19 protein-coding genes and 1 pseudogene are annotated in these 24,519 nt (G+C 65.6%); 2 read left to right on the top strand and 18 right to left on the bottom strand.

Features of this window, described 5'->3' with window-relative positions:
- Positions 1-79 precede the first annotated feature (79 nt).
- The 7 genes and pseudogenes from LY44_RS03820 to recA form a co-directional block, all read right to left on the bottom strand.
- Entirely contained in the window at positions 80-841 is a 762-nt protein-coding gene (locus tag LY44_RS03820) for a squalene/phytoene synthase family protein (RefSeq protein ID WP_055208468.1), read from the bottom strand.
- Entirely contained in the window at positions 838-2,460 is a 1,623-nt protein-coding gene (cimA, locus tag LY44_RS03815; RefSeq protein ID WP_055208470.1) for a citramalate synthase, read from the bottom strand. Before cimA ends, LY44_RS03820 begins: the two co-directional genes overlap by 4 nt.
- Before the next feature lie 532 nt (positions 2,461-2,992).
- A pseudogene (gene cysS / locus LY44_RS03810) lies at positions 2,993-4,174 on the bottom strand (cysteine--tRNA ligase); the annotation flags it as partial.
- A gap of 67 nt (positions 4,175-4,241) precedes the next feature.
- Positions 4,242-5,036 carry a class II glutamine amidotransferase gene (locus tag LY44_RS03805; protein ID WP_055208472.1) on the bottom strand — a complete coding sequence of 265 codons (795 nt, stop codon included), beginning with the start codon at positions 5,034-5,036 and terminating at the stop codon, positions 4,242-4,244.
- A gap of 88 nt (positions 5,037-5,124) precedes the next feature.
- Positions 5,125-5,415, bottom strand: a complete 291-nt coding sequence (locus LY44_RS03800; RefSeq protein ID WP_013067477.1) for a DUF1330 domain-containing protein — start codon at positions 5,413-5,415, stop codon at positions 5,125-5,127.
- The gene (gene alaS, locus LY44_RS03795; protein ID WP_055208474.1) at positions 5,415-8,069 is read right to left on the bottom strand and encodes an alanine--tRNA ligase; all 2,655 of its coding nucleotides are present in this window, start codon (positions 8,067-8,069) and stop codon (positions 5,415-5,417) included. The genes LY44_RS03800 and alaS overlap by 1 nt, the downstream gene beginning before the upstream one ends.
- Before the next feature lie 136 nt (positions 8,070-8,205).
- Entirely contained in the window at positions 8,206-9,273 is a 1,068-nt protein-coding gene (gene recA / locus LY44_RS03790) for a recombinase RecA (protein WP_055208476.1), read from the bottom strand.
- Positions 9,274-9,517: 244 nt separating this feature from the next.
- Here recA and LY44_RS03785 point away from each other — a divergent pair, with 244 nt between their 5' ends.
- Positions 9,518-10,111, top strand: a complete 594-nt coding sequence (locus LY44_RS03785; RefSeq protein ID WP_055208478.1) for a hypothetical protein — start codon at positions 9,518-9,520, stop codon at positions 10,109-10,111.
- 6 nt (positions 10,112-10,117) lie between these two features.
- On the opposite strand, the gene LY44_RS03780 is transcribed toward LY44_RS03785, so the two are convergent.
- From LY44_RS03780 to LY44_RS03755, 6 genes are all read right to left on the bottom strand, one after another.
- A complete protein-coding gene (locus LY44_RS03780) occupies positions 10,118-12,421 on the bottom strand; it encodes an ATP-binding response regulator (RefSeq protein WP_055208480.1) in 2,304 nt (767 codons plus the stop codon).
- A gap of 134 nt (positions 12,422-12,555) precedes the next feature.
- Entirely contained in the window at positions 12,556-13,725 is a 1,170-nt protein-coding gene (locus LY44_RS03775) for an RsmB/NOP family class I SAM-dependent RNA methyltransferase (protein WP_055208482.1), read from the bottom strand.
- A gap of 192 nt (positions 13,726-13,917) precedes the next feature.
- A complete protein-coding gene (locus LY44_RS03770) occupies positions 13,918-15,573 on the bottom strand; it encodes a cation acetate symporter (RefSeq protein WP_201778575.1) in 1,656 nt (551 codons plus the stop codon).
- Positions 15,574-15,581: 8 nt separating this feature from the next.
- A complete protein-coding gene (locus LY44_RS03765; RefSeq protein WP_055208487.1) occupies positions 15,582-15,875 on the bottom strand; it encodes a DUF485 domain-containing protein in 294 nt (97 codons plus the stop codon).
- 295 nt (positions 15,876-16,170) lie between these two features.
- Complete coding sequence (locus LY44_RS03760; RefSeq protein WP_055208489.1) at positions 16,171-17,388, bottom strand: N-acetylmuramoyl-L-alanine amidase; 1,218 nt, start codon at positions 17,386-17,388, stop codon at positions 16,171-16,173.
- Between the two features lie 55 nt (positions 17,389-17,443).
- Positions 17,444-18,583, bottom strand: coding sequence for a pyridoxal phosphate-dependent aminotransferase (locus LY44_RS03755; protein WP_055208947.1), 1,140 nt, complete (start codon positions 18,581-18,583; stop codon positions 17,444-17,446).
- Positions 18,584-18,732: 149 nt separating this feature from the next.
- Here LY44_RS03755 and LY44_RS03750 point away from each other — a divergent pair, with 149 nt between their 5' ends.
- Entirely contained in the window at positions 18,733-19,479 is a 747-nt protein-coding gene (locus tag LY44_RS03750) for a DsbA family protein (RefSeq protein WP_055208491.1), read from the top strand.
- Positions 19,480-19,540: 61 nt separating this feature from the next.
- Here LY44_RS03750 and LY44_RS03745 read toward each other — a convergent pair whose 3' ends face one another.
- The 5 genes from LY44_RS03745 to LY44_RS03725 all read right to left on the bottom strand — a co-directional run bounded on the left by LY44_RS03745 (position 19,541) and on the right by LY44_RS03725 (position 24,435).
- Complete coding sequence (locus tag LY44_RS03745) at positions 19,541-20,644, bottom strand: CaiB/BaiF CoA transferase family protein (RefSeq protein ID WP_055208493.1); 1,104 nt, start codon at positions 20,642-20,644, stop codon at positions 19,541-19,543.
- Between the two features lie 89 nt (positions 20,645-20,733).
- Positions 20,734-20,988 carry a putative hemolysin gene (locus LY44_RS03740; protein ID WP_055208496.1) on the bottom strand — a complete coding sequence of 85 codons (255 nt, stop codon included), beginning with the start codon at positions 20,986-20,988 and terminating at the stop codon, positions 20,734-20,736.
- 89 nt (positions 20,989-21,077) lie between these two features.
- Complete coding sequence (locus tag LY44_RS03735) at positions 21,078-22,892, bottom strand: ABC-F family ATP-binding cassette domain-containing protein (RefSeq protein WP_055208498.1); 1,815 nt, start codon at positions 22,890-22,892, stop codon at positions 21,078-21,080.
- A gap of 162 nt (positions 22,893-23,054) precedes the next feature.
- Positions 23,055-23,813, bottom strand: a complete 759-nt coding sequence (locus LY44_RS03730; protein WP_055208500.1) for a GNAT family N-acetyltransferase — start codon at positions 23,811-23,813, stop codon at positions 23,055-23,057.
- Positions 23,814-23,970: 157 nt separating this feature from the next.
- Entirely contained in the window at positions 23,971-24,435 is a 465-nt protein-coding gene (locus tag LY44_RS03725; RefSeq protein ID WP_081024321.1) for an outer membrane protein assembly factor BamE, read from the bottom strand.
- Between the last annotated feature and the right edge of the window lie 84 nt (positions 24,436-24,519).

The following is a 24,519-nucleotide window of genomic DNA, read 5'->3' as shown; positions in this document are numbered from 1 at the left end:
GCACTCGTTGGAACATGACCGGAACTTTTGAAGATTCACTTAAGCGAAACGGGTGTTTGCGCTCTTTTCTTGCGCAAGATCACACCGCCAGACGCGCCCGCAACAGCCCGAGACGACGGCTGAATTCGGAGCCGCGCAAGGCCCCCGCCGCGATTCGTTCGGGCGCCCCCGCCGCGCGGTGCAACACCGCGGCCGCCTGCCATCCGCTCAGCGCCGCAAGCCGCGCCGCAGGCGCCGCAGTCCGCAAGGCCCCCCGCGTCGCCGCAAGCCGCGTCAGCCCATCCCGCGCCAGATCCGCCAGCAGCCCGGGCTCTGCCCCGGCCAAGGTCAGCCGCCCCCGTGCGGTCAATTCGGGCAGCGCAATCAACCAGTTCGCCAATCCCGCCGCGGTCCCGTGCGCGTGCAGAGCAGCCTCGGACCCGGCGCCAAGACAGGCTCCGGCCGCCGCCGCCAGCGCCCCCGAGGTCGCATCCAGATAGTCCCAAAGCCGCGCCGCATCGGCAAAAGCCTCGCCGTGACAATCGACACGACGGGCCTCGGCGACAGTGATCAGGCCCCGCAAAGCGGCCTCGGGCAAGGCCTGCAAGGCCGGTCCGATCTCCTGCGGGACCGGCCTGCCCTGCGCCGCCAGGGCCTCCAAAGCATCGATCCACCATTGCAGCCGCATCTCCGCCACCAGCGGCTCGGCGCTGGCCCAGGGCGCCTGCGCAATCGCCAGATTGGCCGCGTAAAGCGCAAACAGCGCGGGCCGATCCGACACCGGGCAGGCCATGACGGCGGCAAACCGGTCGGGATCGCCCGCCGCCAGCCGCTCGGCACAAAGCGCGACCGGATCGCTCATGCCGGTTCGGCCCCGTCGCGGATCAGCTTCCAGATGATCGCATCCAGCAGCGCCTCGAACGAGGCATCGACGATGTTCGGGCTGACCCCCACGGTCGACCAGCGCTGGCCGTGACCGTCCTCGCTGTCAATGATGACGCGAGTCACGGCTTCGGTGCCGCCCTGCGTGATGCGGACGCGGAAATCGACCAACTTCATGTCCTCGATGCAGCTGGTGTAGGGGCCAAGATCCTTGACCAGGGCTTTTGACAGCGCGTTCACCGGGCCGCGGTCATGCCCCTCGGCATCCATGCTTTCGGAGACCGACAGCATCTTGTCGCCGCCGATCTTCACCACGACCACGGCTTCGGACACCGAGACCATCTGGTCATAGCGGTTCTTGCGCCGCTCGACGATCACCCGATAGCGTTTGATTTCAAAGAATTGCGGGCAAAGCCCCAGCACGCGCCGCGCCACCAGCTCGAAGCTGGCCTGGGCGCCGTCATAGGCATAGCCGCGATCCTCACGCGCCTTGATCTCGTCCAGGATCTGCACCAGCCGCGGGTCTTTCGGATCGACCGCAATCCCCATCGCCGCCAGCCGCGCGCGCAGGTTCGACTGCCCGGCCTGATTGGACATCGGGATCAGCCGGGTGTTGCCCACCGTTTCGGGCGCGACATGTTCGTAGGTCGAGGGGTCTTTCAGGATCGCCGAGGCATGCAGCCCCGCCTTGTGCGCGAAAGCCGAGGCGCCGACATAGGCAGAGGAGCGCAGCGGCACCCGGTTCAGGATGTCGTCAAGACGGCGGGAAAGCCGCGTGATGCCTGTGAGCTTCACCTCGGAAACGCCTGTTTCGTAACGGCTTTTATAGGGTTCCTTCAAAAGTAGCGTGGGGATCAGCGCGGTCAGGTTGGCATTGCCGCAGCGCTCGCCAAGACCGTTCAAGGTGCCCTGCACCTGCCGCGCCCCCGCGTCGATCGCAGCCAGCGAATTCGCCACCGCCGTGCCGGTGTCGTCATGGCAATGGATGCCGAGATGATCGCCCGGCACCCCCGCGGCGATGACGGCGGCGGTGATCGCGCCCACCTCGGCGGGCAAGGTGCCGCCGTTCGTGTCGCACAGGATCACCCAGCGCGCCCCGGCCTGATACGCCGTGCGGCAGCAGGACAGCGCATAGTCGGGGTTTGCCTTGTAGCCGTCAAAGAAATGCTCGGCGTCAAACAGCGCCTCGCGCCCCTCGGCCACCATATGGGCGACGGAAGCGCGAATGTTTTCAAGGTTTTCCTCAAGCGTGATGCCAAGCGCGGCGGTCACGTGGTAATCATGCGTCTTGCCGACCAGACAGACGGCGGGCGTGGCCGCATTCATCACCGCCGCCAGCACGTCATCATTCGCGGCCGAGCGTCCGGCGCGTTTTGTCATGCCAAAGGCGGTAAAGGTCGCCCGCGTTCTGGGCCGCGCCTCAAAGAAATCGCTGTCGGTCGGGTTCGCCCCCGGCCAGCCGCCCTCGATGTAATCGACACCGATCTCATCGAGCGCCTCGGCGATGGCGATCTTTTCCGGCACGGAAAACTGCACGCCCTGCGTTTGCTGGCCGTCGCGAAGCGTGGTGTCGTAGAGGTAGAGGCGTTCTTTACTCATCGTCACCCTCCTCTCGGTTTAGTATAGACTTCGGCAAACTTGAAAAATCAAAGCAATCCATGAATTCAATACTTGGTCCGTTATTTGTATCAACAACTCGCATTCCAGCGTTCTCAAAAACGTCACGAATTGCGTCCGCCTTAAAATAATCTTTATCTACTTTAGCTTCAGCCCTTTGGCGCATCAAATCGACCAATCCGAAGGCGCGAAGTGCCTTTAGAGTTTGTTCATCAAGCTTATCGAATGTCGCATTTCCAAGGAATTGCATCTCCTCCGCGTATTCACTGTTAATATAGTCAAGGTGTTGCGTCATCTTACGGATCGCATTCAAAAAGGATTCGTTCATTATTCTCATATCAGGCAACTTGAAATCATACTTCGGGAAAGAGAAAGCCTTAATTCCTACAGAATTAATCGCCCGAATCGCACCTTGTATATTTGCGGTGGAATCAGTCACCAATTTAGCAATCCAAGCCTGAGATGGATGCCATTCGGGGATATTCCTAAAATCCTTGACCGGGCGTCGCCGCCAACTCCAATCGCCGAATTCATCCTCAAGCAAACCGAGGATATTGGCTGAAGCTTTCAACACTCCAGCGTCTTTCCGTTCAGCAATTTTAGAGAGCTCTGCAATAGCCTCCGCTGTATTCAAATCATCCGAGATAATTTGCAGAATTTTCTTTGAAGGAGTTGTCGGCTTAACAAACTCCGTAAGCTGACGCCATCGGTGCAAGGTTGCCTGTGCCTGCGCCGCCTTTTCCGCCGTCCAGTCCATCGGCTTGCCGTAATGTGTCTGCAGGAAGACGAACCGGATCACCTCGCCCGGGATGCCCTGATCCAGCAGATTGCGCACGGTGAAGAAGTTGCCCAAGGACTTGGACATCTTCTTGCCCTCGACCTGCAACATCTCGTTGTGCAGCCAGAAATTCGCGAAGCCGCCCTCGGGATGGGCGCAGCAGCTTTGCGCGATCTCGTTTTCATGATGCGGGAATTGCAGATCGATCCCGCCCGCATGAATGTCGAAAGACGCGCCCAAGAGTTTATAGGACATCGCCGAGCATTCGATATGCCAGCCCGGACGGCCGCGACCCCAGGGGCTGTCCCAGCCCGGAAGATCGTCGTCGGACGGCTTCCACAGCACGAAATCCATCGGATCTTCCTTGAAGGGCGCCACCTCGACCCGCGCCCCCGCGATCATGTCATCGACCGAACGGCCCGAAAGCGCGCCGTACTCGGTATAGCTGCGCACCCGGAACAGCACATGGCCGTCCTTGGCATAGGCATGGCCGCGGGTGATCAGATCGGCGATCATCGTGATCATCGCGCCGATATAATCGGTCGCCCGCGGCTCGTGATCGGGGCGAAGCGCGCCAAGCGCGTCCATGTCGGCGTGATACCAGCCGATCGTCTCCTCGGTCCGGGCGCGGATCAGCTCTTCCAGCGTGCCGGGGGCGCCCGCCTCCTTGCGCGCAAGCGCCGTCGCGTTGATCTTGTCATCGACATCGGTGAAATTGCGCACATAAGTCACGTGATCCGCGCCATAGACATGGCGCAAGAGCCGATAGAGCACGTCAAAGACCACGACCGGCCGCGCATTGCCCAGATGGGCGCGGTCATAAACGGTCGGCCCGCAGAGATACATCCGCACATTTTGCGGATCGAGCGGGCGGAACGTTTCCTTGCGGCGGGTCTTGGTATTGTGCAGGCGGATCATCGGCTTCCTCGCAACTTTGTCCTTGCGGAGTAGCGCAATTGCAGGCGCGAGGGAACAGCAGAACCGCCTAGGCGGCCACCGCCGGGCGCTGCGGGGCAAAGGGTTCGATGGCGAGCGACGCGCCGTCGAAAATGCAGAACGAGCCCGGCGGCACCGGGGTCCAGTCGCCCTCGCCATCCTCGAGCGGTTCGGAGACGACGGCCCGGCCCTGCCGGGTGTCGGACCAGCGGTGATAAAGCGTCGGCGCCAATTCGTCCGACGCATAGCGCACCGCATAAAGCCGCTGGCCATCGGAAAAGGCGGCCGTCAGGCGCATGTGCGGCCCCTGCCCGCGCTCGCGCGAGAGCGATTCCAGCCGCGCCGTCGCCCGCTCCAGGGCGCCTTTCGGGTCGTCATCCAGCCCCTCGGACAAAGCGAGCAGAAACAGCGCCTCGCTGTCGGTGGCGCCCTTGCGGTGCGAGTAAAGGTGATCGGGGATCATCATTTCCCCCGCACGCCGAAAGGCGTTGTAACCGCCGATCTGGCCGTTGTGCATGAAGCTCCAGCGGCCGACGACGAAGGGATGGCAGTTGTTGCGCGAGGTGGCGGTGCCGGTCGAGGCCCGCACATGGGCCAGGAAAAGCGGTGATTTCACCTGTGCCGTCAGCGACTTGAGGTTCGGGTCCGACCAGGCGGGCATGACATCGCGGTAAAGCCCGGGCTCGGGGCGCTCGCCATACCAGGCCAGACCGAAACCGTCCGCATTGATCGCCGTGTGGCATTGCGTGGCGCAATGGCTCTGGTGGATCAGCGAATGTCCCGGCTTCGAGACAATATCCTCAAGAAAGATCGGTTCCCCGACATAGGCTGCCCAACGGCACATTTTCCGGCCCCAAACAGGCGGTTGGCTCCGCCCCGGTTGGCGTTGACATGATGCTGTTACAGTAACGCAAACCGGGACGGGGCGAAAGTCAGGCGTTCTCCTCGACGATCACGAGATCGCGTTCCGAGGCGCCTTTGGCATGCGACAAAGCGGCCTGATAGGCCTCGGAATTATAGCAGGCGACCGCGGCTTCGAGGCTGGGGAACCGCGCCACCACATTGCGGGCGCGATCATTGCCTTCCAGCTGCACATAGCGGGTGGCGCGGGCGAGGAAGACCCCGCCATGCGCCGCAATCGCCGGACCGGCCGCGGCGGCATATTTGCCGTAAGCCTCGGCGTCGAGCACCTTCACATGGGCAATCCAGAGCGCCGAGGGCATCAGAGCGCCTCCAGCATGGCTTTGACCGCGGCCACGGCGTCGGGCGCTTTCGCCGGATCGGCCCCGCCCGCCTGCGCCATGTCTGGGCGGCCACCGCCGCCCTTGCCGCCCAAAGCCGCCGCGGCGATCTTGACGATCTCGACCGCGGAAACGGTGCCGGTCTTGTCCGCCGTCACCCCCGCCGCGCAGGCCGCCTTGCCGCCGGTATCGGCCACAACCAGCACCGCGCCCGAGCCGACCTTGTCCTTCAGCCCATCGACCAGCGCCGGAAGATCCTTGCCAGACACCCCGGACACCACCTGAGCAATGAAGCGCAAGCCCTTGATTTCCAGAACTTCCGGACCACCGGCCGCACCGCCGCCCATGGCCAGTTCGCGGCGCAGCTGCGCCACTTCATTGGCAAGCGCCTTGCGTTCCTCGGCCAGCGCCTTGACCCGGTCGGCCACTTCCGCGGGCGAGGTTTTCAGCAGCGCCGCCACATCCGAGAGCCGCGCGTTCTGCGCCTTGAGCCAATCGAGCGCCGCCTGTCCGGTCAGCGCCTCGAACCGCCGCACCCCGGCCGAGGATGCGCTTTCGCCAAGCGCCACAAAGGCGCCGATGTCGCCGGTGCGCTTCACATGCGTGCCGCCGCAAAGTTCAAGGCTGTAGGTCCGCCCGTCATTGCCCTTGCCCGAGCCCAGAAGCTCGCCCATCGAGACGACGCGCACCTCGTCGCCGTATTTCTCGCCGAACAGCGCCTGCGCGCCAAGGCCGCGGGCATCGTCGGGCGTCATGATCCGGGTTTCGACCGGGGTGTTCTGCCGGATGAAGGCATTCACCTCGGCCTCGACCGTCATCAGCTCCTCGGCCGTCATCGCCTTGCCGTGGGAAAAGTCGAAACGCAGCCGGTCCTCGGCATTCAGCGAGCCCTTTTGCGCGACGTGATCGCCAAGCGCGCGGCGCAGCGCCTCGTGCAGAAGGTGCGTCGCCGAGTGGTTCGCCCGAATGGCCGAGCGCCGCGCGTGATCGACCTCCAGCTTCGCGGGCTGGCCCTTGGTGACCTTGCCCTCGGTGACCTCGCCAATATGGATGAAGACGCCCGCGACCTTTTTCGTGTCGGTGATGCGGATCTCGGCGCTGTCGGTGCGGATGATGCCGTGATCGCCGACCTGACCGCCGGATTCGGCATAGAACGGCGTCTGGTTGACGACGATCTGCACCGCGCCCGTGGCCTCGGGCACTTCGGCGCCCTCGATCACCAGCGCCTGGATCTGCCCCTCGGCGGTTTCGGTGTCATAGCCGAGGAATTCGGTCACGCCCGCCCGTTCGGCAATCTCGAACCAGAGTTTCGCATCCGTGGCCTCGCCCGAGCCCGACCAGCTCGCCCGCGCCTTCGCCTTTTGCTCGTCCATCGCGGCGTCAAAGCCCGCAGTGTCGACGGTGCGGCCCTTTTCGCGCAACGCATCCTGCGTCAGATCGAGCGGGAAGCCATAGGTGTCGTAAAGCTTGAAGGCGGCGTTGCCCGGCAGCTCCGCCCCTTCGGGCAGAGCGGCGAGTTCATCATCCAGCAGCTTCAGGCCCCGTTCCAGCGTGACCTTGAACCGGGTTTCCTCGAGCTTCAGCGTCTCCTCGATCAGCGCCTGGGCGCGGACAAGCTCGGGGTAAGCCGCTCCCATCTGCCGCACCAGCGCCGGCACCAGCTTGTGCATCACCGGGTCTTTCGCCCCCAGCATATGCGCATGCCGCGCGGCGCGACGCAAAATCCGGCGCAGCACATAGCCGCGCCCGTCATTGCTGGGCATCACCCCGTCGGCAATCAGGAACGAGGTCGAGCGCAGATGGTCGGCGATGACGCGGTGATGCACCTTGCCCGCCCCATCGGGATCGGCCGAGGTCGCCTGCGCCGAGGCCTCGATCAGGCTGCGCATCAGGTCGGTGTCGTAGTTGTCGTGCTTGCCCTGAAGCAGCGCGCCGATCCGTTCCAGCCCCATGCCGGTGTCGATCGACTGCATCTCCAGCTCGACCATCGAGCCGTCTTCGAACTGCTCGTTCTGCATGAAGACGTTGTTCCAGATCTCGATGAACCGGTCGCCGTCCTCGTCTTTCGAGCCGGGCGGGCCGCCCCAGATGTGATCGCCGTGATCGAAGAAGATCTCGGTGCAGGGGCCGCAGGGGCCGGTCGGCCCCATCTGCCAGAAATTGTCCTTGGTCGGAATGCGGATGATGCGGTCATCCGTCAGACCCGAGACCTTTTTCCAGATCGCCGCCGCCTCGTCATCGGTGTGATAGACGGTGACCAGAAGCTTCGATTTCGGAATGTCGAAATCCTTGGTCAGCAGCTCCCAGGCATAGGTGATCGCCTTTTCCTTGAAATAATCGCCAAAGGAAAAGTTGCCGAGCATTTCGAAGAAGGTGTGGTGGCGCGCGGTATAGCCGACGTTGTCAAGGTCGTTGTGCTTGCCCCCGGCGCGGACGCATTTCTGCGCCGTCGTCGCGCGGACATAGTCGCGCTTTTCCACCCCGGTGAAGCAGTTCTTGAACTGCACCATGCCCGAGTTGGTGAACATCAGCGTCGGGTCGTTGCGGGGAACCAGCGGAGAGCTTTCCACCACGCGGTGACCGTTCTTTTCGAAGAAGGCAAGGAAGGTGGACCGGATGTCGTTCAGACTGGGCATGGGCAAGCCTTTTTTGCGGATTTCCCCCCGTTTAGCGGCCCGGCCCGGCCCTGTCCAGAAAGCAAAACGGCCGGGGGAAACCCGGCCGCCTGTCGCGCCGTTCTGGCGCGGCTCCAAGGGCAGCGGCCTTGCGGCCTCACTCCTCGGTCAGATCTTCCGCGGTCGGATCGACACCGAATTCAAGCCCGTGGCTGGCACGGATCTTGTCCTCGATCTCATAGGCGATGTCGGGATTGTCGCGCAGGAATTGTTTCGCATTCTCGCGGCCCTGGCCGATGCGCTCGTCGCCATGCGAATACCAGGCGCCCGATTTCGCCACCACGCCCGCCTTGACGCCCAGATCGACCAGCTCGCCGACCTTGGAAATGCCCTCGCCGTAAAGGATGTCGAATTCGACCTCGCGGAAGGGCGGCGCCACCTTGTTCTTCACCACCTTGACGCGGGTCTGGTTGCCGATCACCTCGTCGCGGTCCTTGATCGCGCCGGTGCGGCGGATATCCAGACGCACCGAGGCGTAGAATTTCAGCGCATTGCCACCCGAAGTCGTCTCGGGCGAGCCGAACATCACGCCGATCTTCATGCGGATCTGGTTGATGAAGATCACCATGCAGTTCGAGCGCCCGATCGAGGCGGTCAGCTTGCGCATCGCCTGGCTCATCAGCCGCGCCTGCGCGCCGACGGTCGCATCGCCCATGTCGCCCTCGATCTCGGCCTTCGGCGTCAGCGCCGCCACCGAGTCGACGACGACAAGGCTGACCGCGCCCGAGCGCACCAGCGTGTCGACGATTTCCAGCGCCTGTTCCCCGGTGTCGGGCTGCGAGATCAGCAGATCTTCAAGGCTGACGCCCAGCTTCTTCGCATAATAGGGGTCCAGCGCATGTTCGGCGTCGACAAAGGCGCAGACGCCGCCCTTTTTCTGCTCTTCCGCAATGCAATGCAGCGTCAGCGTGGTTTTGCCCGAGCTTTCCGGCCCGTAGATCTCGACGATCCGGCCCTTCGGCAGGCCGCCGATGCCAAGCGCGATGTCAAGCCCAAGCGAGCCGGTCGAGGTCGCCTCGATCTCCGGCGGCGGGTTGTCGCCACCAAGCTTCATGATCGAGCCCTTGCCGAACTGCCGTTCGATCTGCGCAAGGGCCGATTCCAGCGCCTTTTGCTTGTCTGCCTTGCCTTTGTCGTTCATCTCGAACAAGCCCGTCGTTGCCATCTGTCGTCCCCTTATCCCACAGGGCGTGCCGCGCGGCAATCGACCGAGCGCATCGCATCCGTTCCCGTCTTGTTCTCATCATATGAGTACAATTGCGGAACATTGCAATAAAATTCTCCACAATCAGCCTGCGCCCGCATGGTTAAGAACCGGTTAAGGCCGCCGCAGAAACCACGCGGCCCGGCTTTACCGCGCCGGGGTCTTTCAGTAAGCAGGGGCGGAAAGTCTCGGGAGGCACCGGAACATGCTGATTTTCTGGGAACAACGACTGGTCTTTCTGGCAACGCCCAAGGCGGGCTCGACCGCGGTCGAGGTGGCGCTCGAATCACTCGCCAGCGTCTCGATGCAGCGCCCCGCCCCGATGAAGCACATGAGCGCCACCGATTATCATCAGGTGCTCGCCCCCTGGCTTGCGGCCCGGGCGGGGGCGCCCTTCACCACCGTCGCGCTGATGCGCGAGCCGATCGGCTGGCTGCGGTCCTGGTATCGGTTCCGCACCCGCGACGACATGGAAGACCCCGATCACCCGATGGCGGGCAAAAGCTTCGATGCTTTCGCGCAGGATTACATGGCACCGAAGCCGCCGCCGCAGGCCGATATCGGCTCGCAATCGGCGCATCTGTGCGGCCCTGACGGGCTGCCGCGGGTCGATCGCATCTTCCGCTACGAGGAAATCGACGCGTTCATGAATTTCCTCGAAGACCGGCTCGATTGCGCCATCACGCTGTCGCGAGTGAACGTTCCGCCCGCGGCGGATGTCGCGCTGCAGCCCGAGACCGAGGCGGCGCTGAAACGCGCGATGGCCGCCGATTTCCGGCTTTACGACAGCCTCGCCTGACCGCCCTCAGGCCCGCGCCCGGCGGGCGATCTGGTTCTGCACCGTCGCCGTCAGCTCGCTCAGCGAGAAGGGCTTGGGCAGGAACACCGAATTCGGGGTCGGCGGACGGCCTTCGCGGAACACGTCCTCGGCATAGCCGGAGACGAAGACGACGGCGGTGTCCGGCCGGGTCTTCAACGCTTCGGCGACCCAGGTCGGGCCATCCATGCCGGGCATGATCACATCGGTGACGAAGACGTCGAACTGCAGCTGATCGTCTTCCAGAATCCGCAGCGCTTCCTCGGCATTCTCGGCCTCGAACACCGTATAGCCGCGCAGTTTCAGCGCCCGCGAGGCAAAGGCCCGCACCGGCGCCTCATCCTCGACCAGAAGCACCATCGCGGCGGAATTTTCCTCGATGCTCGGCAGTTCCATCGTCGGCAGCGCCGGTTCCTGCTCGATCTCCGAGGGCCGGTCATGCGCCGGCAGGAAAAGCGTGAAACAGGTCCCCGAGCCCAGCACCGAATCGCAGAAGATATAGCCGCCGGTCTGCTTGACGATCCCGTAGGCGGTCGACAGGCCCAGCCCCGTCCCCTCGCCCGGTTTCTTGGTGGTGTAGAAAGGTTCGAAGATCTTGCCCAGCTTGTCGGCCGGGATCCCCACCCCCTCGTCGGTGACCTTGACGACGACATAATTGCCCTTCGGCACCGCGGCGCGGTCGCGTTTCAGATCCTCGATCAGATGCAGGTTCTCGGTCTCGATCCGGATCTCGCCGCCGCCCGGCATCGCATCGCGGGCATTGACGACGAGGTTCATGATCACCTGTTCCAGCTGGCGCTTGTCGGCGCGGATCGGCGCCAGATTGGGGTCATGCGTCAGCGTCAGCACGACCTTTTCGCCGGTCAGCCGGTTCAGCAGATGCGTCAGATCCGACAGCGTGTCGCGCAGATCGATGATCCGCGGCTTCAGCGTCTGCTTGCGCGAAAACGCCAAGAGCTGCCCGACCAGCGAGGCCGCCCGGTTGGCGTTCTGGCTGATCTGATCGAGATCGGTGTAATCGGGGTCGCCCTTGTCGTGGCGCAGCATCAAGAGGTCGCAATGCCCCGAAATCGCCGTCAGCAAGTTGTTGAAATCATGCGCAACCCCGCCCGCAAGCTGGCCGATCGCCTGCATCTTCTGGCTTTGCACGAACTGACCTTCGAGCGTCTTCAGCTGCGTCGCATCCGAAAGCACCGCGATCAGACCCGGCCGTCCCTCCTCGATCACCCGCGCCAGCGTCACCTGCAAGAAGACCTCGCGGTCGCCGCGCCGCGCCCGCAGCACCTCGGGGCGGCGTTCCGTCCGCCCGGCCACCGCATCGACAACCCAGTCATCGACCGGACGGCCCAGCCCCTCGAACAGCTCCGACAGCTTCGTCGAGGCCGGGATCTGCCCCAAAAGCCCGCGCGCGGCCCGGTTCACCTCGATCACCCGGCCATCCACCGTCAACCGCATCAACGCCACCGGCAGCGCCTCGAACGAGACCGGATCGGTGCTTGGCGCCCGGCCCGGTGCGACGGGCATCAGGTAAATCTCGTCGCGCCCGCCCGCGCCCTCAATCTGCGCCACCATGCAACGCAGCGGCCCCTCGATCGTGGTGATTTCCTGTTCCTCGCCCGAGCGGATCGGCACTTCGGTGAAGATCCGGTCCAGCGTGCGGACACGCTCGCCCACCAGCCGCCGCAAGGATTCGTTCATGAAGAGGATGGTGCCCGATTTCGACGCCGTCAGCATCGGCAGCGAGATGCTTTCCGCGCCGCGCCCGCCCACCGGCCGCTCGGCCATGTCCTCAAGCCGCCACAGGAAGCCGCCGCCCTCGATCTGATGCACCGAGAGCCGCACATGGCCGCGCCGCGTCACCATATCTTCGCGCGCCGCGCCAAGCGCCGTCGCCTTCGACTGCAGCCGCGTCAGCATCGCGCCGGGATTGGCAAAGATCTCGCCCAGAGCCCGGGTCAGCGTCTGCCCCCCGCGCGAGCCGAAACGTTCGACCGCGGCACGGTTCTGATAGCCGATCTCGCCCTCGGCATCGGTGGTGAAAGAGGGCGAGGCGTCATGCATGATGAAGGCGGAAATCGCCCCCGCAACCTGGGTGCGCCGCCGGGCCAGATGCCGCTGCGCCAGTTTCGCCACCACCGCGAGCAGCAGGAAACTGCCCGACATCGACAGCAACAGCGTCATCAGCACCCGATCTTGCACGAAATAGCCCGCCGTCCCGGCCGCAAGGCCAAGCACAAGCAGCACCAATGCTCCGGGCGCAATCATGGCCGCGGACCGGCCAAGGGCCTGCATGGGCTGATCGGGATGTACCACTGGCGTCTTCCTGCGCAGAATCGTTTCCTCGCATTGCGGGTGATTTCGGTTAAAGCCTGATTAACAAAAACGGCGCTCAACCTAAAGATGTATCACGAAAGTTCTCGTTACGTTCACAATCGACACAGACGCGCCGCGAAGAACCCGTCCCCGCCGTCGCGCGGGGAATAGCGGCGGCACTCCGCAAGCGCTAATCCGCCACGTTGCACAAAGGCCGAAAGCCGCGCGTCATTCTCGGCCGAAAGCAGCGAACAGGTCATGTAAAGAAGCTGTCCGCCCGGCGCAACATGGGCTGCGGCCCGGTCCAGGATCTGATCTTGCAGCGCCGTCAGCTCGGCCAGCCGCGCCGGGGTCAGCCGCCATTTCGCCTCCGGCGTCCGCCGCCAGGTCCCCGAGCCCGAACAGGGCGCATCGACCAGCACCAGATCGAAGACGCCCGCGACCTTGCCGGGCGCGGCCAGCGCGATCCGCGCCCCGGCCCGCGCCGCGCGCGGGGGAATGTCCTTCATCCGGCCCGGATCGATGTCATGCGCGGTGATCCGCGCCCCCGGATGCGCCGCCGCCAGCGCCAGCGCCTTGCCGCCGCCGCCAGCGCAGTAATCCAGCACCCGCGCGCCCTCGGGCAGCGCCAGCCCGCCAATCGCCGCCTGCGAGGCGACATCCTGCAGCTCGACCAGACCCTGCAGATAGGGCTGCGAGGCGGCAATCCTGCGCGCCCCGGACAGAACCCGCAGCGCCGTGGCCGCCAGCGGATGCGGCTCGGTCGCGATCCCCTCCTGCGCCAGCGCCTGCGCCGCCTCGGGCACGGTGGCCCTGGCCAGATTGACCCGCAGAAAGACCGGCGCCCGCGCCCGCATCGCTTCGGAAACGGCGTCGAAATCGGCGCCCAGATCGGCGCGCAGCTGCCCCAAAAGCCAGTCCGGCCAATCGCTTGCAGCCAGATCCGCCGCCGCGGGCACGGGCCTTGCAAGCGCTGCCGCTTCCGCCTCGGTCATAAGCGCCGGGGCATGGCCCGCCCCGGTGAAGACGGTGGCCGGATCGATCCCCGCCGCCCGGCACATCCCCAGCATCAGCCCGCGCCCGTCCGCCCCCCCGCCAAGCGCGGCAAAACTGCTGCGGCAGCGCAGCGCATCATAGACATGATCGCGCACCGCGGCCCGATCCCCCGATCCGGCGAAGCGATGCGCCCGCCCCCAGTTCGTCAGCGCCCGCTCCGCCGGCTCGCCCGCCGCGATGGCGTCAAGCAGGGGGATGGCGGCGGCAATACGGGCAGCGGGGGTCATGGGCACTCCTTTGGCCCACACCTAACCGCCTTGGAGCAAAACGAAAAGGCCCCGCCGCAGCGGAGCCTTTCGAAACGGTGAAACCGTAGCTGAGCCATGCTTTTCCTTGGCCAAATACGCCCTTTTTGCTTTGGGGGGTGGGGGGGGCGCCGCCCCCCGCGGGTCGCCTCGGGCCTTGCCCGAGGCGAAAGCTCAATGCGCCACGGCCCCCGCCGCGCCAAGCCCGGTTTCCGAGCGCACGAATTGCGCCCCATAGCCCGCCTTGTCCAGTGCCGCCCGGGCCGATTTGTCGGTGACCGAAAAAAGCCAGATCGCGCCAAAGGTCGTCGCCATCGAGAAGAGCGCATATTGCGACCAGGGGAAGATCGGCGTTTCGAACTTGAACACATCGACCCAGACCGCCGGGCCCAGCACCACCAGCATGATCGACACCACAAGCCCGATCAGCCCGCCGATGAACGCGCCCCTGGTCGTCATGCCCTTCCAGAAGATCGAGAGGAACAGAACCGGGAAGTTCACCGAAGCCGCCAGACCGAAGGCCAGCCCCACCATGAAGGCGATGTTCTGGTTCTCGAACATCAGCCCCAGCACGATCGCCAGCACGCCCAGCACCAGCGTCGCGATGCGCGAGACCCGCATCTCCGCCTTGTCGGCCGCGGCGCCCTTTTTCACCACATTGGCGTAAAGATCATGCGCGACGGCCGAGGCCCCCGACAGCGCCAGCCCCGACACCACCGCCAGAATCGTCGCGAAAGCCACCGCCGAAATGAAGCCGAGGAAGACGTTCCCGCCGACCGCCTGCGCCAGGTGAATGGCCGCCATGTTGCCGCCGCCGATGATGCCCTTGGCATCGAGGAACTCGGGGTTCTTGCCGACAAGGGTGATCGCCAGAAACCCGATCGTCGTCGTCAGAACGAAGAAATAGGCGACGAAGCCGGTGGCATAGAAGACGGATTTGCGGGCCTCTTTCGCGTCGGGCACGGTGAAGAAGCGCATCAGGATATGCGGCAGACCGGCCGGACCGAACATCAGCGCCAAGGCGAGCGACACGCCCGACACCCAATCCGTCACCAGAGGCGTCGGCTGCAGGATCTCGGCGCCCTTGGCGTGATTGGCCAGCGCCTCGGCCATCAGCCGCTCGGGCGAAAAGCCGAATTGCGCAAGGCCGAGGATCACCAGAAGCGTCGCCCCCGAGAGCAGCATCACCGCCTTGACGATCTGCACCCAGGTCGTGGCCAGCATGCCGCCGAAAGTGACGTATAGCACCATCAGCACGCCCACGAGGATCACCGCGTAACTATAGGGAAGACCGAACAAAAGCTGGATCAGCTTGCCCGCCCCCACCATCTGCGCGATCAGGTAGAAGACCACGACCGTCAGCGCGCCAAGCGCCGAAAGCGTGCGGATGCGCGTCTGCTCCAGCCGGAACGAGGTGATGTCGGCAAAGGTGAACTTGCCCAGATTGCGCAGCCGCTCGGCGATCAGGAACAGGATGAAGGGCCAGCCGACAGTGAAGCCGACCGTATAGATCGCGCCATCGACGCCCTTGGCAAAGACCATGCCGGAAATGCCCAGAAATGCCGCCGCCGACATGTAATCGCCCGCGATGGCGAGACCGTTCTGAAAGCCGGTGATGCCGCCGCCCGCGGTGTAGAAATCGGCGGTGGATTTCGTGCGTTTCGCCGCCCAGCCGGTCAGGATCAGCGTGGCGACGACAAAGAACAGGAACATCGCGATCGCGGTCCAGTTCGTCGGCGCCTGCTGCACCGCGCCCTGGATCGCCTCGCCCGCCGCAAGCGCGGGTCCCGCCATGACGGCCAGCGCCGCCGCAAGAATGTATCGGGTCATCATCGGCCTCAGTTGCGCAGAACGGATTTCAGCATCCGGTCGAACTCGCCATTGGCGCGGTGCGAATAGAGGCCGGTCAAAAGGAAGGACAGCACCAGCACGCCGAAACCGGCGATCAGCCCGGTGCTCCACGACCCCAGAAGCGGCGCCGCAAAGGCCGCGGGCCGCAGGATCGCAAAGCCGATGTAAGCCACATAAACGGCGCAGATCAGCGCCGTCAGGGTCAGCGAAAACCGGTTCCGCCGGGCCACGAGCGCTTTGAACTCGGGCTTGGCGAGGATCTTCTCATGCATGGGTGTCATCCCGTCCTCCTCATTTTGACGGGTCTCGGTATCGTCGCGTTAACGATCTGCAAAGCGTCGCGGCAGTGCAGCGAAAGATTCTTGCGCGACCGCCGCGATACCCGCGGCGAAACCTGTCAAAAATGTTGCAAAACCCGTCGAAATGTTAACGCCACTTTGCACAGCCGCAAAGTTGCTGCCCAAAACTTGAGCAATTCCAACGGCATGACCGCGACAAACCGTCACCCATTCGCCAGGCGCGATTCGGCCATGCATCTGCTGCATTGCAAAAAGCGGCGCCGCGCCCCGGGCCGGGTTACTGCCGCAACAGCCGCGCCTCGGCGGCATCGGCCTTGGCCCAGCGTTGCACCCCCGCGGTGATCGCCGCCACCATCTGCGTCCGCCAGGCCGCGTCATGCAGCCGCGCCCGGTCGATGTCCGAGGACATGAAGCCAAGTTCCAGCAGCGCCGAGGGAATGTCGGGCGAGCGCAGCACGGCGAAATCGGCGCCCTGCACCGGATGGCGATGCATCCGCAGCCCCTCGCCCTTGATCGCGCCCGAGAGCACCTGACCAAAGCGCACCGCGCGCGGCTGCGTTTCGGTGCGGGCCAGATCCATCAGCACCCCCGCCACCGCATCGTCATGCCCCGCCAGATCGACCCCCGCCAAGAGATCGGCGCGGTCATGGCGCTCGGCCAGCTTCTGCGCCGCGCTGTCCGAGGCGGTCTCGTCGAACAGATAGACCGTCGCCCCCATCGCCTCGCCCTCGGGCAGGGCGTCGGCATGCAGCGACAGGAACAGATCGGCCTCGAAATCATGCGCCACCGTCAGCCGGGTATCGAGCGGCACGAAGATGTTTTCCTCGCGCGTCATCTTCACCTCGATGCCGGCGCGGGTCAGCGCCTCCTTCAGCTCGCGCGCGAAGGTCAGCACCAGCACGGCTTCGGAATAGCCATCCGCCTCGGCGCCGGGGTCCAGCCCGCCGTGACCCGGGTCCAGCACCACCCGCAGCGGCGCCGATCCGTCCTGACGCCGATGCGGTTTGGCCGTCGGCGCGGGCTGCGGCAGATCCCACAGCGCCGATTGCGCGGCGCCGTCGCGAGCGACGAATTCGGTGGCCTCGACCCGTTCCAGCACCAGATGCAGGTTCGGCGTCTCGCCCGTGCGCTCCTCGGCCGAGACCAGCCGCACCGGCCCGGTCAGCTCGGCGACAAAGCGCGACCAGCCCGGCCGAAAGGCGCCCCAGCGGATTTCGCCCAAAAGCCCCTTTTGCGCGTAATCCTTTGGATTGGCGGCAGAAAAATCCACCTCGCGGAAATCGACGACCAGCCGCGGCGGGCTGTCGAGCAAAAAGGCCCGGAACGGCACCGGTTGGCTCAGCCCCAGCGTCACCTCGGTCACGAAGGCCGAGGGCTGGGCAATCGAGGTGCGCGCGGGCTCAATCCGGGCCAACGCCGAAAGCTGCGGCTCCCGCGCCGATGCGGGGACCGCCAGCGCCAAAAGCGCCGCGAGAACGAGGAAGATCCGTGCCATGCCTGCTCCGTTTTTCGCCACTATAACGCAAGCGCCCCGGCACGGGAATCCCTGCTCAGCGGTTCGCCATGAAGCGGGCGAGCCGGTCGAGCCCTTCCTCGATATCCGCCGTCGCCCGGGCATAGGAAAAGCGCAGCGTGGTGGCGCCCCGCACCGGGTCGAAATCCAGCCCCGGCGTGACGGCAACGCCCGCCTGTTCCAGCACTTCCGCGGCAAAGGCGCGGCTATCCGTGGTCAGGTCGGAGACATCGGCATAGATGTAGAAGGCGCCATCGGGCGGCGCGATCTTGGTGAAGCCCGCCTTCGGCAGACGGTCGAGCATCAAGGCCCGGTTCGCCGCATAGACGGCCCGGTTCGCCTCCAGCTCCTCGGTCGCGTCCAAGGCGGCAAGGGCCGCGATTTGCGACGCGTGTGGCGGGCAGATGAACAGGTTCTGCGCCAGCCGCTCGACGGTGCGGATATGGGTTTCGGGCACCACCATCCAGCCCAGCCGCCAGCCGGTCATGCTGAAATATTTCGAAAACGAGTTGATCACGCAGGCCGCGTCGCCGATTTCCAGCGCCGAGACGGCGCGGCCCTCGTAATGCAGCCCGTGGTAGATCTCGTCGGAGACGAAGGCCAGATCGCGCTCGGCCGCGGTGGTCATCAGCGCGGCAAGCTCGGCCCGGCCCAGCATCGTGCCCGACGGATTGCCCGGCGAGGCGACGATCAACCCCTGCACGTCGGCCGGGATCTCGGACGGCACGGGCTGGAAGCGGTTCTCGGCCCGGGTCAGGATATCGACCGGCGTCACCGACATCGCACGCAGGATCTGCCGATAGCTCGGATAGCCCGGCGCCCCCAGCGCGACCCGGTCGCCCGCATCGAACAGCGCCGAAAAGGCCAGGATGAACGCCCCCGAAGAGCCCGGCGTGACGACAACCCGATCGGGGTTCAGATCGACACCGTACCAGCGTTTGTAAAGATCGGCGATGCCGCGGCGCAGCTCGGGCAGGCCAAGCGCCACCGTGTACCCAAGACTGTCCCGCTCCAGTGCCGCCGCCATCGCCTTGCGCGCAGCCGCGGGCGCAGGCGTCGAGGGCTGCCCCACCTCCATATGAATGATGTGCCGACCGGCCGCCTCGGCCGCGCGGGCGGCCTCCATCACATCCATCACGATGAAGGGATCGACCTGTCCCCGGTTCGAAAAACGCATCGCTTCCTCCGTGGTTTGGCGGCGGCCATAGGCCCGCAAGCCGCCCGGGTCAATGGCGAAACCGGCAAGGCCGGTCTGCTTTTCCCTTGCGCAGGCGGCGGGCTTTGGCCACTCTCGCGCCGATCTGATACGGCCCCGAAAGGACCACGATGAAACACCTCTCCCTTGCCGCCCTGACGATGGCCGCCATTCTTGGCACGCCCGCCGCCGCGCTGGATCTTTCGGCGATGAGTGCCGCGGACAAGGCCGCCTTCGGCGAGGCGGTGAAAACCTATCTGATGGAAAACCCCGAGGTTCTGGTCGAGGCGATCAACAAGCTCGAGGAGCGCCAGCAGGCGGCGCAGGCCGACAATGACAAGGTTCTGGTGCAGTCGAACGCCGAGGACATCTTCAACTTCGCGGGCGACTGGGTTGGCGGCAACCCGGAGGGCGACGTGACGATGGTCGAATTCATCGATTACAAATGCACCTATTGCAAGAAGGCCTATGAGGTTGTCGACGAGGTGCTGAAGAAGGACGGCAAGATCCGCTTCGTGGTCAAGGAATTCCCGATCCTGTCGGAGCAATCGGTGCTGGCGGCGCGGTTTGCGGTGGCGACGCGGCAGGTGGCGGGCGACGCGGCCTATGAAAAGGTGCATGACGCGCTGATGGCGGTGCGCGGCGACATCACGCTCGACAGTCTGCAGCGGCTGGCGGAGGCGCAGAAGATCGACGCCAAGGCGGTGCTGGCGCAGATGAACACCGAGGCGGTGACGGCGGTGCTGCGGACGAATGCGCAGCTGGCCGAGCGGATGGCGATTGCGGGCACGCCCGCCTTTGTGGTGGGCGGGCAGCTTCTGCGCGGCTATGCCCCCGCCGAGGTGATGGCGCAGATCGTCGCCGACGAACGCGGCTGATCGCGTCAACCGGGTGTCGCAAGGGGGCTTCGGCCCCCTTTTTCATGCGAGACGCCAACCTTCACGCGAGCCCCCAGCGGGCCAGTGCCTCGGCCGCCGGGATCCGGTTTTGCGCCGATCCCGCCCCGATCGCGCCGGGCGTGCGCGACAGTTTCGGCGCCGGGGCGGGCTGGCGCAGCCCCTCATGCAGCAGATAGGCGCCGCGGGCGCGGTTGTGCGGATGCGCCGCCGCTTCGCTCAGGCTGAGGACCGGCGTCGCGCAGGCATCCGATCCCGCAAAGATCGCCTCCCACTCCGCCCGGCTGTGTTCGGCAAACCGCGCCGCAAGCGCCGCACGCAGGGCGGGCCAGTTGCACGGCTCGGACCGGTCGGGCAAATCGCCCGGGACAAAGCCCGCAAGGCGCTGAAACTCCGCCCAGAATTTATCCTCCAGCGGGCCGATGGCGAAATGCCCGCCGCAGCCGCAGCGATAGACGCCGTAGTAAGGCACGCCGCCATCGAGCAGATTGCCGCCGCGCGGCGCCGCCCAAAGCCCCTGCCCCGCCATCCCCGAGATCATCCCCATCAGATGCGCCACCCCGTCGGTGATCGCCGCATCGATCACTTGCCCCTGCCCGGTGGCGCGGGCATGAAGAATCGCGGCAAGCATCCCGAAGGCCAGATAAAGCCCGCCGCCGCCGAAATCGCCGACAAGGTTCAGCGGCAGAACCGGCGTCTCGGGCGTGCCGATGGCCGCCAGCGCGCCCGAGAGCGCGATGTAATTGATGTCATGCCCCGCGGTCTGCGCCAGCGGACCGCTTTGGCCCCAGCCGGTCATCCGGCCATAGACCAGCCGCGGGTTTTCGGGAAAGGCGTCGGGGCCAAGGCCCAGCCGCTCCATCGCGCCGGGCCGCATCCCCTCGATCAGCGCATCGGCGCGGGCAATCAGGCGGCGCGCAACCGCCTTGCCCTCGGGCGCTTTCAGATCCAGCTCCAGCACGTCGCGGCCCCGGTCGAGCGGATCGACCGCCATCCCCAGCACATGCGCCGCAGCGCCCCGGGCGCCGGGGCGGGCGATGCGGATCACCTCGGCCCCCATGTCGGCCATCAGCTGCGCGGTGAAGGGCGTCGGCCCCAAGCCCGAGATCTCGACGATGCGCAGTCCTGCCAATGGGCCCGTGGTCATGCAATCCCCCGCGAAAAGGCCGGGGGCTTTGCGCCCCCGGACCCCCGCAGGATATTTGCGCCAAGGTGAAGGGGAAGCCGGTTTGAACGTTACGCTGCGTCAGCGGGCGCGGCGGGCTCGGGGCGGTGGTGTTCGTTGAAATATTCCCATTCGCCAACCTTGCGCCCGTCGGGCAGCTTGCAGGTGGCGTCGCCGCCCGGCGTCATGTCGTTGAGCAGCACCTCGCCGCCTTGATCGACACAGAAGACGGCGGCCGGATTGGCCATGCCCGCAGGTTTGTCGGCGGGCGGGGTGGCTTCGGTACAGGCGGCAAGGACAAGCAGCAACAGCGGAAGAGTTTTCATCGTGACCTCGAATGACACGGGACGCATGCCGCCAGCATCCCACAGAGGAGGAGCCGGAGCCAGCGATGATTGCGCCCCCCGGGGCCGGGTCACGACGCCGCCTTTTCCTCCAGCGCCAGCCATTCTTCCTCGGCTGCGGCCAGCGCCGCCTCGCGCTCGACCAGCATCTCCGAGGCCTTGGCGAATTTCACCGGCTCGCGGGTGAAGAGATCGGGGTCCGAGAGCAGCTCGTGCAGCTTGCCGATCTCGCGTTCGAGCTTTTCCATGATCCCGGGCAGCGCCTCGAGCCGATGCTTCTCGGTGAAGGTCAGGCCGGATTTCTTCGCCGTTTCCTTCGGCGCCTCGGCCGGTTTTTTCGGCGCGGCCTTTTCGGGCGCGGCGGCGGGCGCCTCGGTCAGCGCCCGTTGCGTCTGATAATCGCTCCAGCCGCCCGCATAGACGGTGGCGCGGCCGTCCCCCTCCATCGCGATCGTCGTGCTGGCGACGCGGTCGATGAAATCGCGGTCGTGGCTGACCAGAAGCACGGTACCGTCATACTCGCCCAGAATATCTTGCAAAAGATCGAGGGTCTCGACGTCCAGATCGTTCGTCGGCTCGTCCAGAACCAGAAGGTTCGAGGGCTTGGCCATGATCCGCGCCAGCAAAAGCCGCGCCCTCTCGCCGCCCGAAAGCGAGCCGATCGGCGCCCGGGCCTGGCTTTCGTCAAACAGGAAATCCTTGAGATAGGCCACCACATGTTTGGGCTGGCCGCGCACCATCACCTGATCGGACCGGCCCGAGACCCGCATCTCGGGATCGTTCACCAGCCCGTCCCAAAGCGTCATCGAGAAATCCAGCGTCGACCGGGTCTGATCAAAGACCGCCATCTCGAGATTGGTGCCATGGGTGACGCTGCCCGCATCCGGGGCCAGCTCGCCGGTCAGCATTTTCAAGAGCGTCGTCTTGCCAACGCCGTTCGGGCCGACGAAAGCCACCCGGTCGCCGCGCAGCACGCGCAGATCAAAGCCCTTGACGATCGTCTTGTCGCCAAAGCGTTTCTCCAGCCCCTTCGCCTCGATCACCCGCTTGCCCGAGGCCGGACCGCTGTCCAGCTCCATCAAGGCGGTGCCCTGACGGCGGATCTGCCCGGCGCGTTCGGCCCGCAGCGCCTGCAGCGCGCGCACCCGGCCCATGTTGCGCTTGCGCCGTGCCGAGATCCCCTCGACCGCCCATTTGGCTTCCGCCTTGATCTTGCGGTCAAGCTTGTGGCGGGCCTCGTCCTCCTCGGCCCAGGTGGTTTCGCGCCAGTCCTCGAAATGCTCGAAGCCCTTTTCCAGCCGCCGCACCGCGCCGCGGTCGATCCACAAAACCGCCTGCGTCAGATGGCGCAAAAAGGCGCGGTCGTGCGAAATCAGCACGTAAGCCGTGCGGGTGTCGCGCAGAAAATCCTCCAGCCAGCCGATCGCCTGAATATCAAGGTGGTTCGTCGGCTCGTCGAGCAGCATCAGCTCGGGCGCCTCGGCCAGCAGTTTCGCCAAAGCCGCACGGCGCCGCTCGCCGCCCGAAGCGGTGGCGACGGGGGCCTCGGGGCGGAATTTCAGCCCCTCGGCCACCATCTCGATGCGGTAGCGCTCGGCCTCGGAGAGCCCCGAGGCGGCATAATCGCCCAGCGTCGCAAAGGCCGAAAGATCCGGCTCCTGCTCCATATAGCCGACGCGGGTGCCGGTGGGCACGGTGCGGGCGCCCTTGTCGGGTTCGACCAGCCCCGCCATCACCTTCATCAGCGTCGATTTGCCGGACCCGTTGCGGCCGACAAGGGCGACGCGGTCGCCCTCCTGCACGGTCAGGTCGAGCCCGTCATAAAGGGGATTGCCGCCGAAGGTCAGCGAGATCGAGGAGAGCTGAAGAAGAGGTGCGCGTGCCATGCCATTTCGCTAGCCGGGCGGCGCGAAAAGGTCAACGGGGAGGGGGCGCTGCCCCCTCACCCCCGAGGTATTTCAGGCAAGATGAAAGACAAACTGCGGCCCGGCTTCATCTTGCCGAAAATACCTCGGGGGACGCGGCGCAGCCGCGGGGGGCAGAGCCCCCTACCCGGCCACCAGCCGCAGCGCGCGGGCGCGCTCGGGCGGGATCGCGCCGATTTCAAGGCCGGTGAAGACATGCAGCGTGCCCAGATCCTCGTCCACCACCGCATGATCGGAAACCCAGCCGCCCATGCCCAAATAGCTGCGCAGCAGCGGCGGCATCTTCAGCATCGCCTGTTTCGGATCGCCCTTGCGGCCAAGCAGCCGACGCGCATAGCGGATCACCTTGGGCGCCTTCACCCGCACTCGCCAGCGCTTCGGCGCCAGATGGCGCTCGGCCAGAACCGCGAAGGCATCGGCGCAACTGTCGAAATCGGTGGTCAGGAACGAGGAGCAGCCAAACAGCATCTCGATTCCCTCGGCATCCACAAGCCGCGTCACCGCCCCCCAGGCCAGCCGCAGGATATCGGGATCGCGGCAGTCGGGATCGACGCAGAAGCGGCCCATCTCCAGCATCCGCCCGGCATAGGCCGAAAGCGGCGTCAGGTCGTAAAATTGCGCCGCATAGCTGCGGTGCAGCTCGCGCCCGCTTTCCAATGGCAGCAGACGGAAACAGCAGACCAGCCGCCCGCTGCCCGTCTCCTCGACCAGCACATGGCGGCAGGCATCGTCGAACGCGTCGGCATCGCGCGCCTCGCCCGCCGCCAGGCCCCGGCCGCGGGCCGAGACGAAGGCCCGCCAGCGCAGTGCCTGCGCCGCCTGCACATCCGCCTGCGATTGTGCGAGTCGGGCCGCGTAACGGCCCCTCGAAAGCGAAAACATCGGCTCCCCCGGATCAGTCGCGCCGATCCTACGGCAAAGACCTGACAGCGAAAAGACATTCGGCTGCGACCGAAGCGCCCCGTTCGGGAGGACCCGCGCGACAGGACCCGGTGGCGGGCCCCGTCTGATGGCACCCGGTGACGGGACCCGGCCCCGGTCAGTCGTCGAGCAGCTTGCCCGCCGACACCCGCCCGAACGACCCCATCAGCTCGCGGATCAGGCCCAGCCCCTTGATGTTGCTCTTCGTCACCCGGCGCGACAGCACCACAAGCTCGCCCCGCTCCATCCCGAAGCGCTCGACATTCTCGACCATGTCGGTGTCGTCGAAGCTGATCGCCACCACCTGCCGGTCGATTTCCTGCGGCGCCCGCGCGCCGTAATGCTTCCAGCGCGAGCCGACATAGAACCAGCCCGAGCCCTGCAGAACCCCCATCGAGGAGGGACGGCCGATCACCGCCGACACTTCCTCGCGCGAGCTTCTGCCGACCTCGATCTTTGCCAGGTCGGTTTCGGTCGGCACATAGCCGTGGTTCTGATAGATCGGGGTGCAGCCCGCCGCGAACAGCACCGCCGCAACGGTGACATAACGCGCCATGCGGCGAATTCCGAACGTGCTGCTCAAGCCTACCCCCTCTTGCCTCGTGACCTCGGGCCTTCTATCCCGATTACAACAGGATGCCGCCGCCCTCAAGCGCCTCGACCGTCC

Source organism: Rhodobacter capsulatus (assembly GCF_003254295.1).
In the GTDB taxonomy this organism is placed as follows: domain Bacteria; phylum Pseudomonadota; class Alphaproteobacteria; order Rhodobacterales; family Rhodobacteraceae; genus Rhodobacter; species Rhodobacter capsulatus.
Note: the sequence above shows the minus strand (reverse complement) of the source record. Positions and strands in the feature narration are given on the sequence as shown.

Excerpts from the sequence above, each read along its gene's own strand:
- LY44_RS03820 (WP_055208468.1), bottom strand. The coding sequence starts at position 841 with ATGAGCGATCCGGTCGCGCTTTGTGCCGAGCGGCTGGCGGCGGGCGAT.
- cimA (WP_055208470.1), bottom strand. The coding sequence starts at position 2,460 with ATGAGTAAAGAACGCCTCTACCTCTACGACACCACGCTTCGCGACGGC.
- LY44_RS03805 (WP_055208472.1), bottom strand. The coding sequence starts at position 5,036 with ATGTGCCGTTGGGCAGCCTATGTCGGGGAACCGATCTTTCTTGAGGAT.
- LY44_RS03800 (WP_013067477.1), bottom strand. The coding sequence starts at position 5,415 with ATGCCCTCGGCGCTCTGGATTGCCCATGTGAAGGTGCTCGACGCCGAG.
- alaS (WP_055208474.1), bottom strand. The coding sequence starts at position 8,069 with ATGCCCAGTCTGAACGACATCCGGTCCACCTTCCTTGCCTTCTTCGAA.
- recA (WP_055208476.1), bottom strand. The coding sequence starts at position 9,273 with ATGGCAACGACGGGCTTGTTCGAGATGAACGACAAAGGCAAGGCAGAC.
- LY44_RS03785 (WP_055208478.1), top strand. The coding sequence starts at position 9,518 with ATGCTGATTTTCTGGGAACAACGACTGGTCTTTCTGGCAACGCCCAAG.
- LY44_RS03780 (WP_055208480.1), bottom strand. The coding sequence starts at position 12,421 with ATGCAGGCCCTTGGCCGGTCCGCGGCCATGATTGCGCCCGGAGCATTG.
- LY44_RS03775 (WP_055208482.1), bottom strand. The coding sequence starts at position 13,725 with ATGACCCCCGCTGCCCGTATTGCCGCCGCCATCCCCCTGCTTGACGCC.
- LY44_RS03770 (WP_201778575.1), bottom strand. The coding sequence starts at position 15,573 with ATGACCCGATACATTCTTGCGGCGGCGCTGGCCGTCATGGCGGGACCC.
- LY44_RS03765 (WP_055208487.1), bottom strand. The coding sequence starts at position 15,875 with ATGACACCCATGCATGAGAAGATCCTCGCCAAGCCCGAGTTCAAAGCG.
- LY44_RS03760 (WP_055208489.1), bottom strand. The coding sequence starts at position 17,388 with ATGGCACGGATCTTCCTCGTTCTCGCGGCGCTTTTGGCGCTGGCGGTC.
- LY44_RS03755 (WP_055208947.1), bottom strand. The coding sequence starts at position 18,583 with ATGCGTTTTTCGAACCGGGGACAGGTCGATCCCTTCATCGTGATGGAT.
- LY44_RS03750 (WP_055208491.1), top strand. The coding sequence starts at position 18,733 with ATGAAACACCTCTCCCTTGCCGCCCTGACGATGGCCGCCATTCTTGGC.
- LY44_RS03745 (WP_055208493.1), bottom strand. The coding sequence starts at position 20,644 with ATGACCACGGGCCCATTGGCAGGACTGCGCATCGTCGAGATCTCGGGC.
- LY44_RS03740 (WP_055208496.1), bottom strand. The coding sequence starts at position 20,988 with ATGAAAACTCTTCCGCTGTTGCTGCTTGTCCTTGCCGCCTGTACCGAA.
- LY44_RS03735 (WP_055208498.1), bottom strand. The coding sequence starts at position 22,892 with ATGGCACGCGCACCTCTTCTTCAGCTCTCCTCGATCTCGCTGACCTTC.
- LY44_RS03730 (WP_055208500.1), bottom strand. The coding sequence starts at position 23,813 with ATGTTTTCGCTTTCGAGGGGCCGTTACGCGGCCCGACTCGCACAATCG.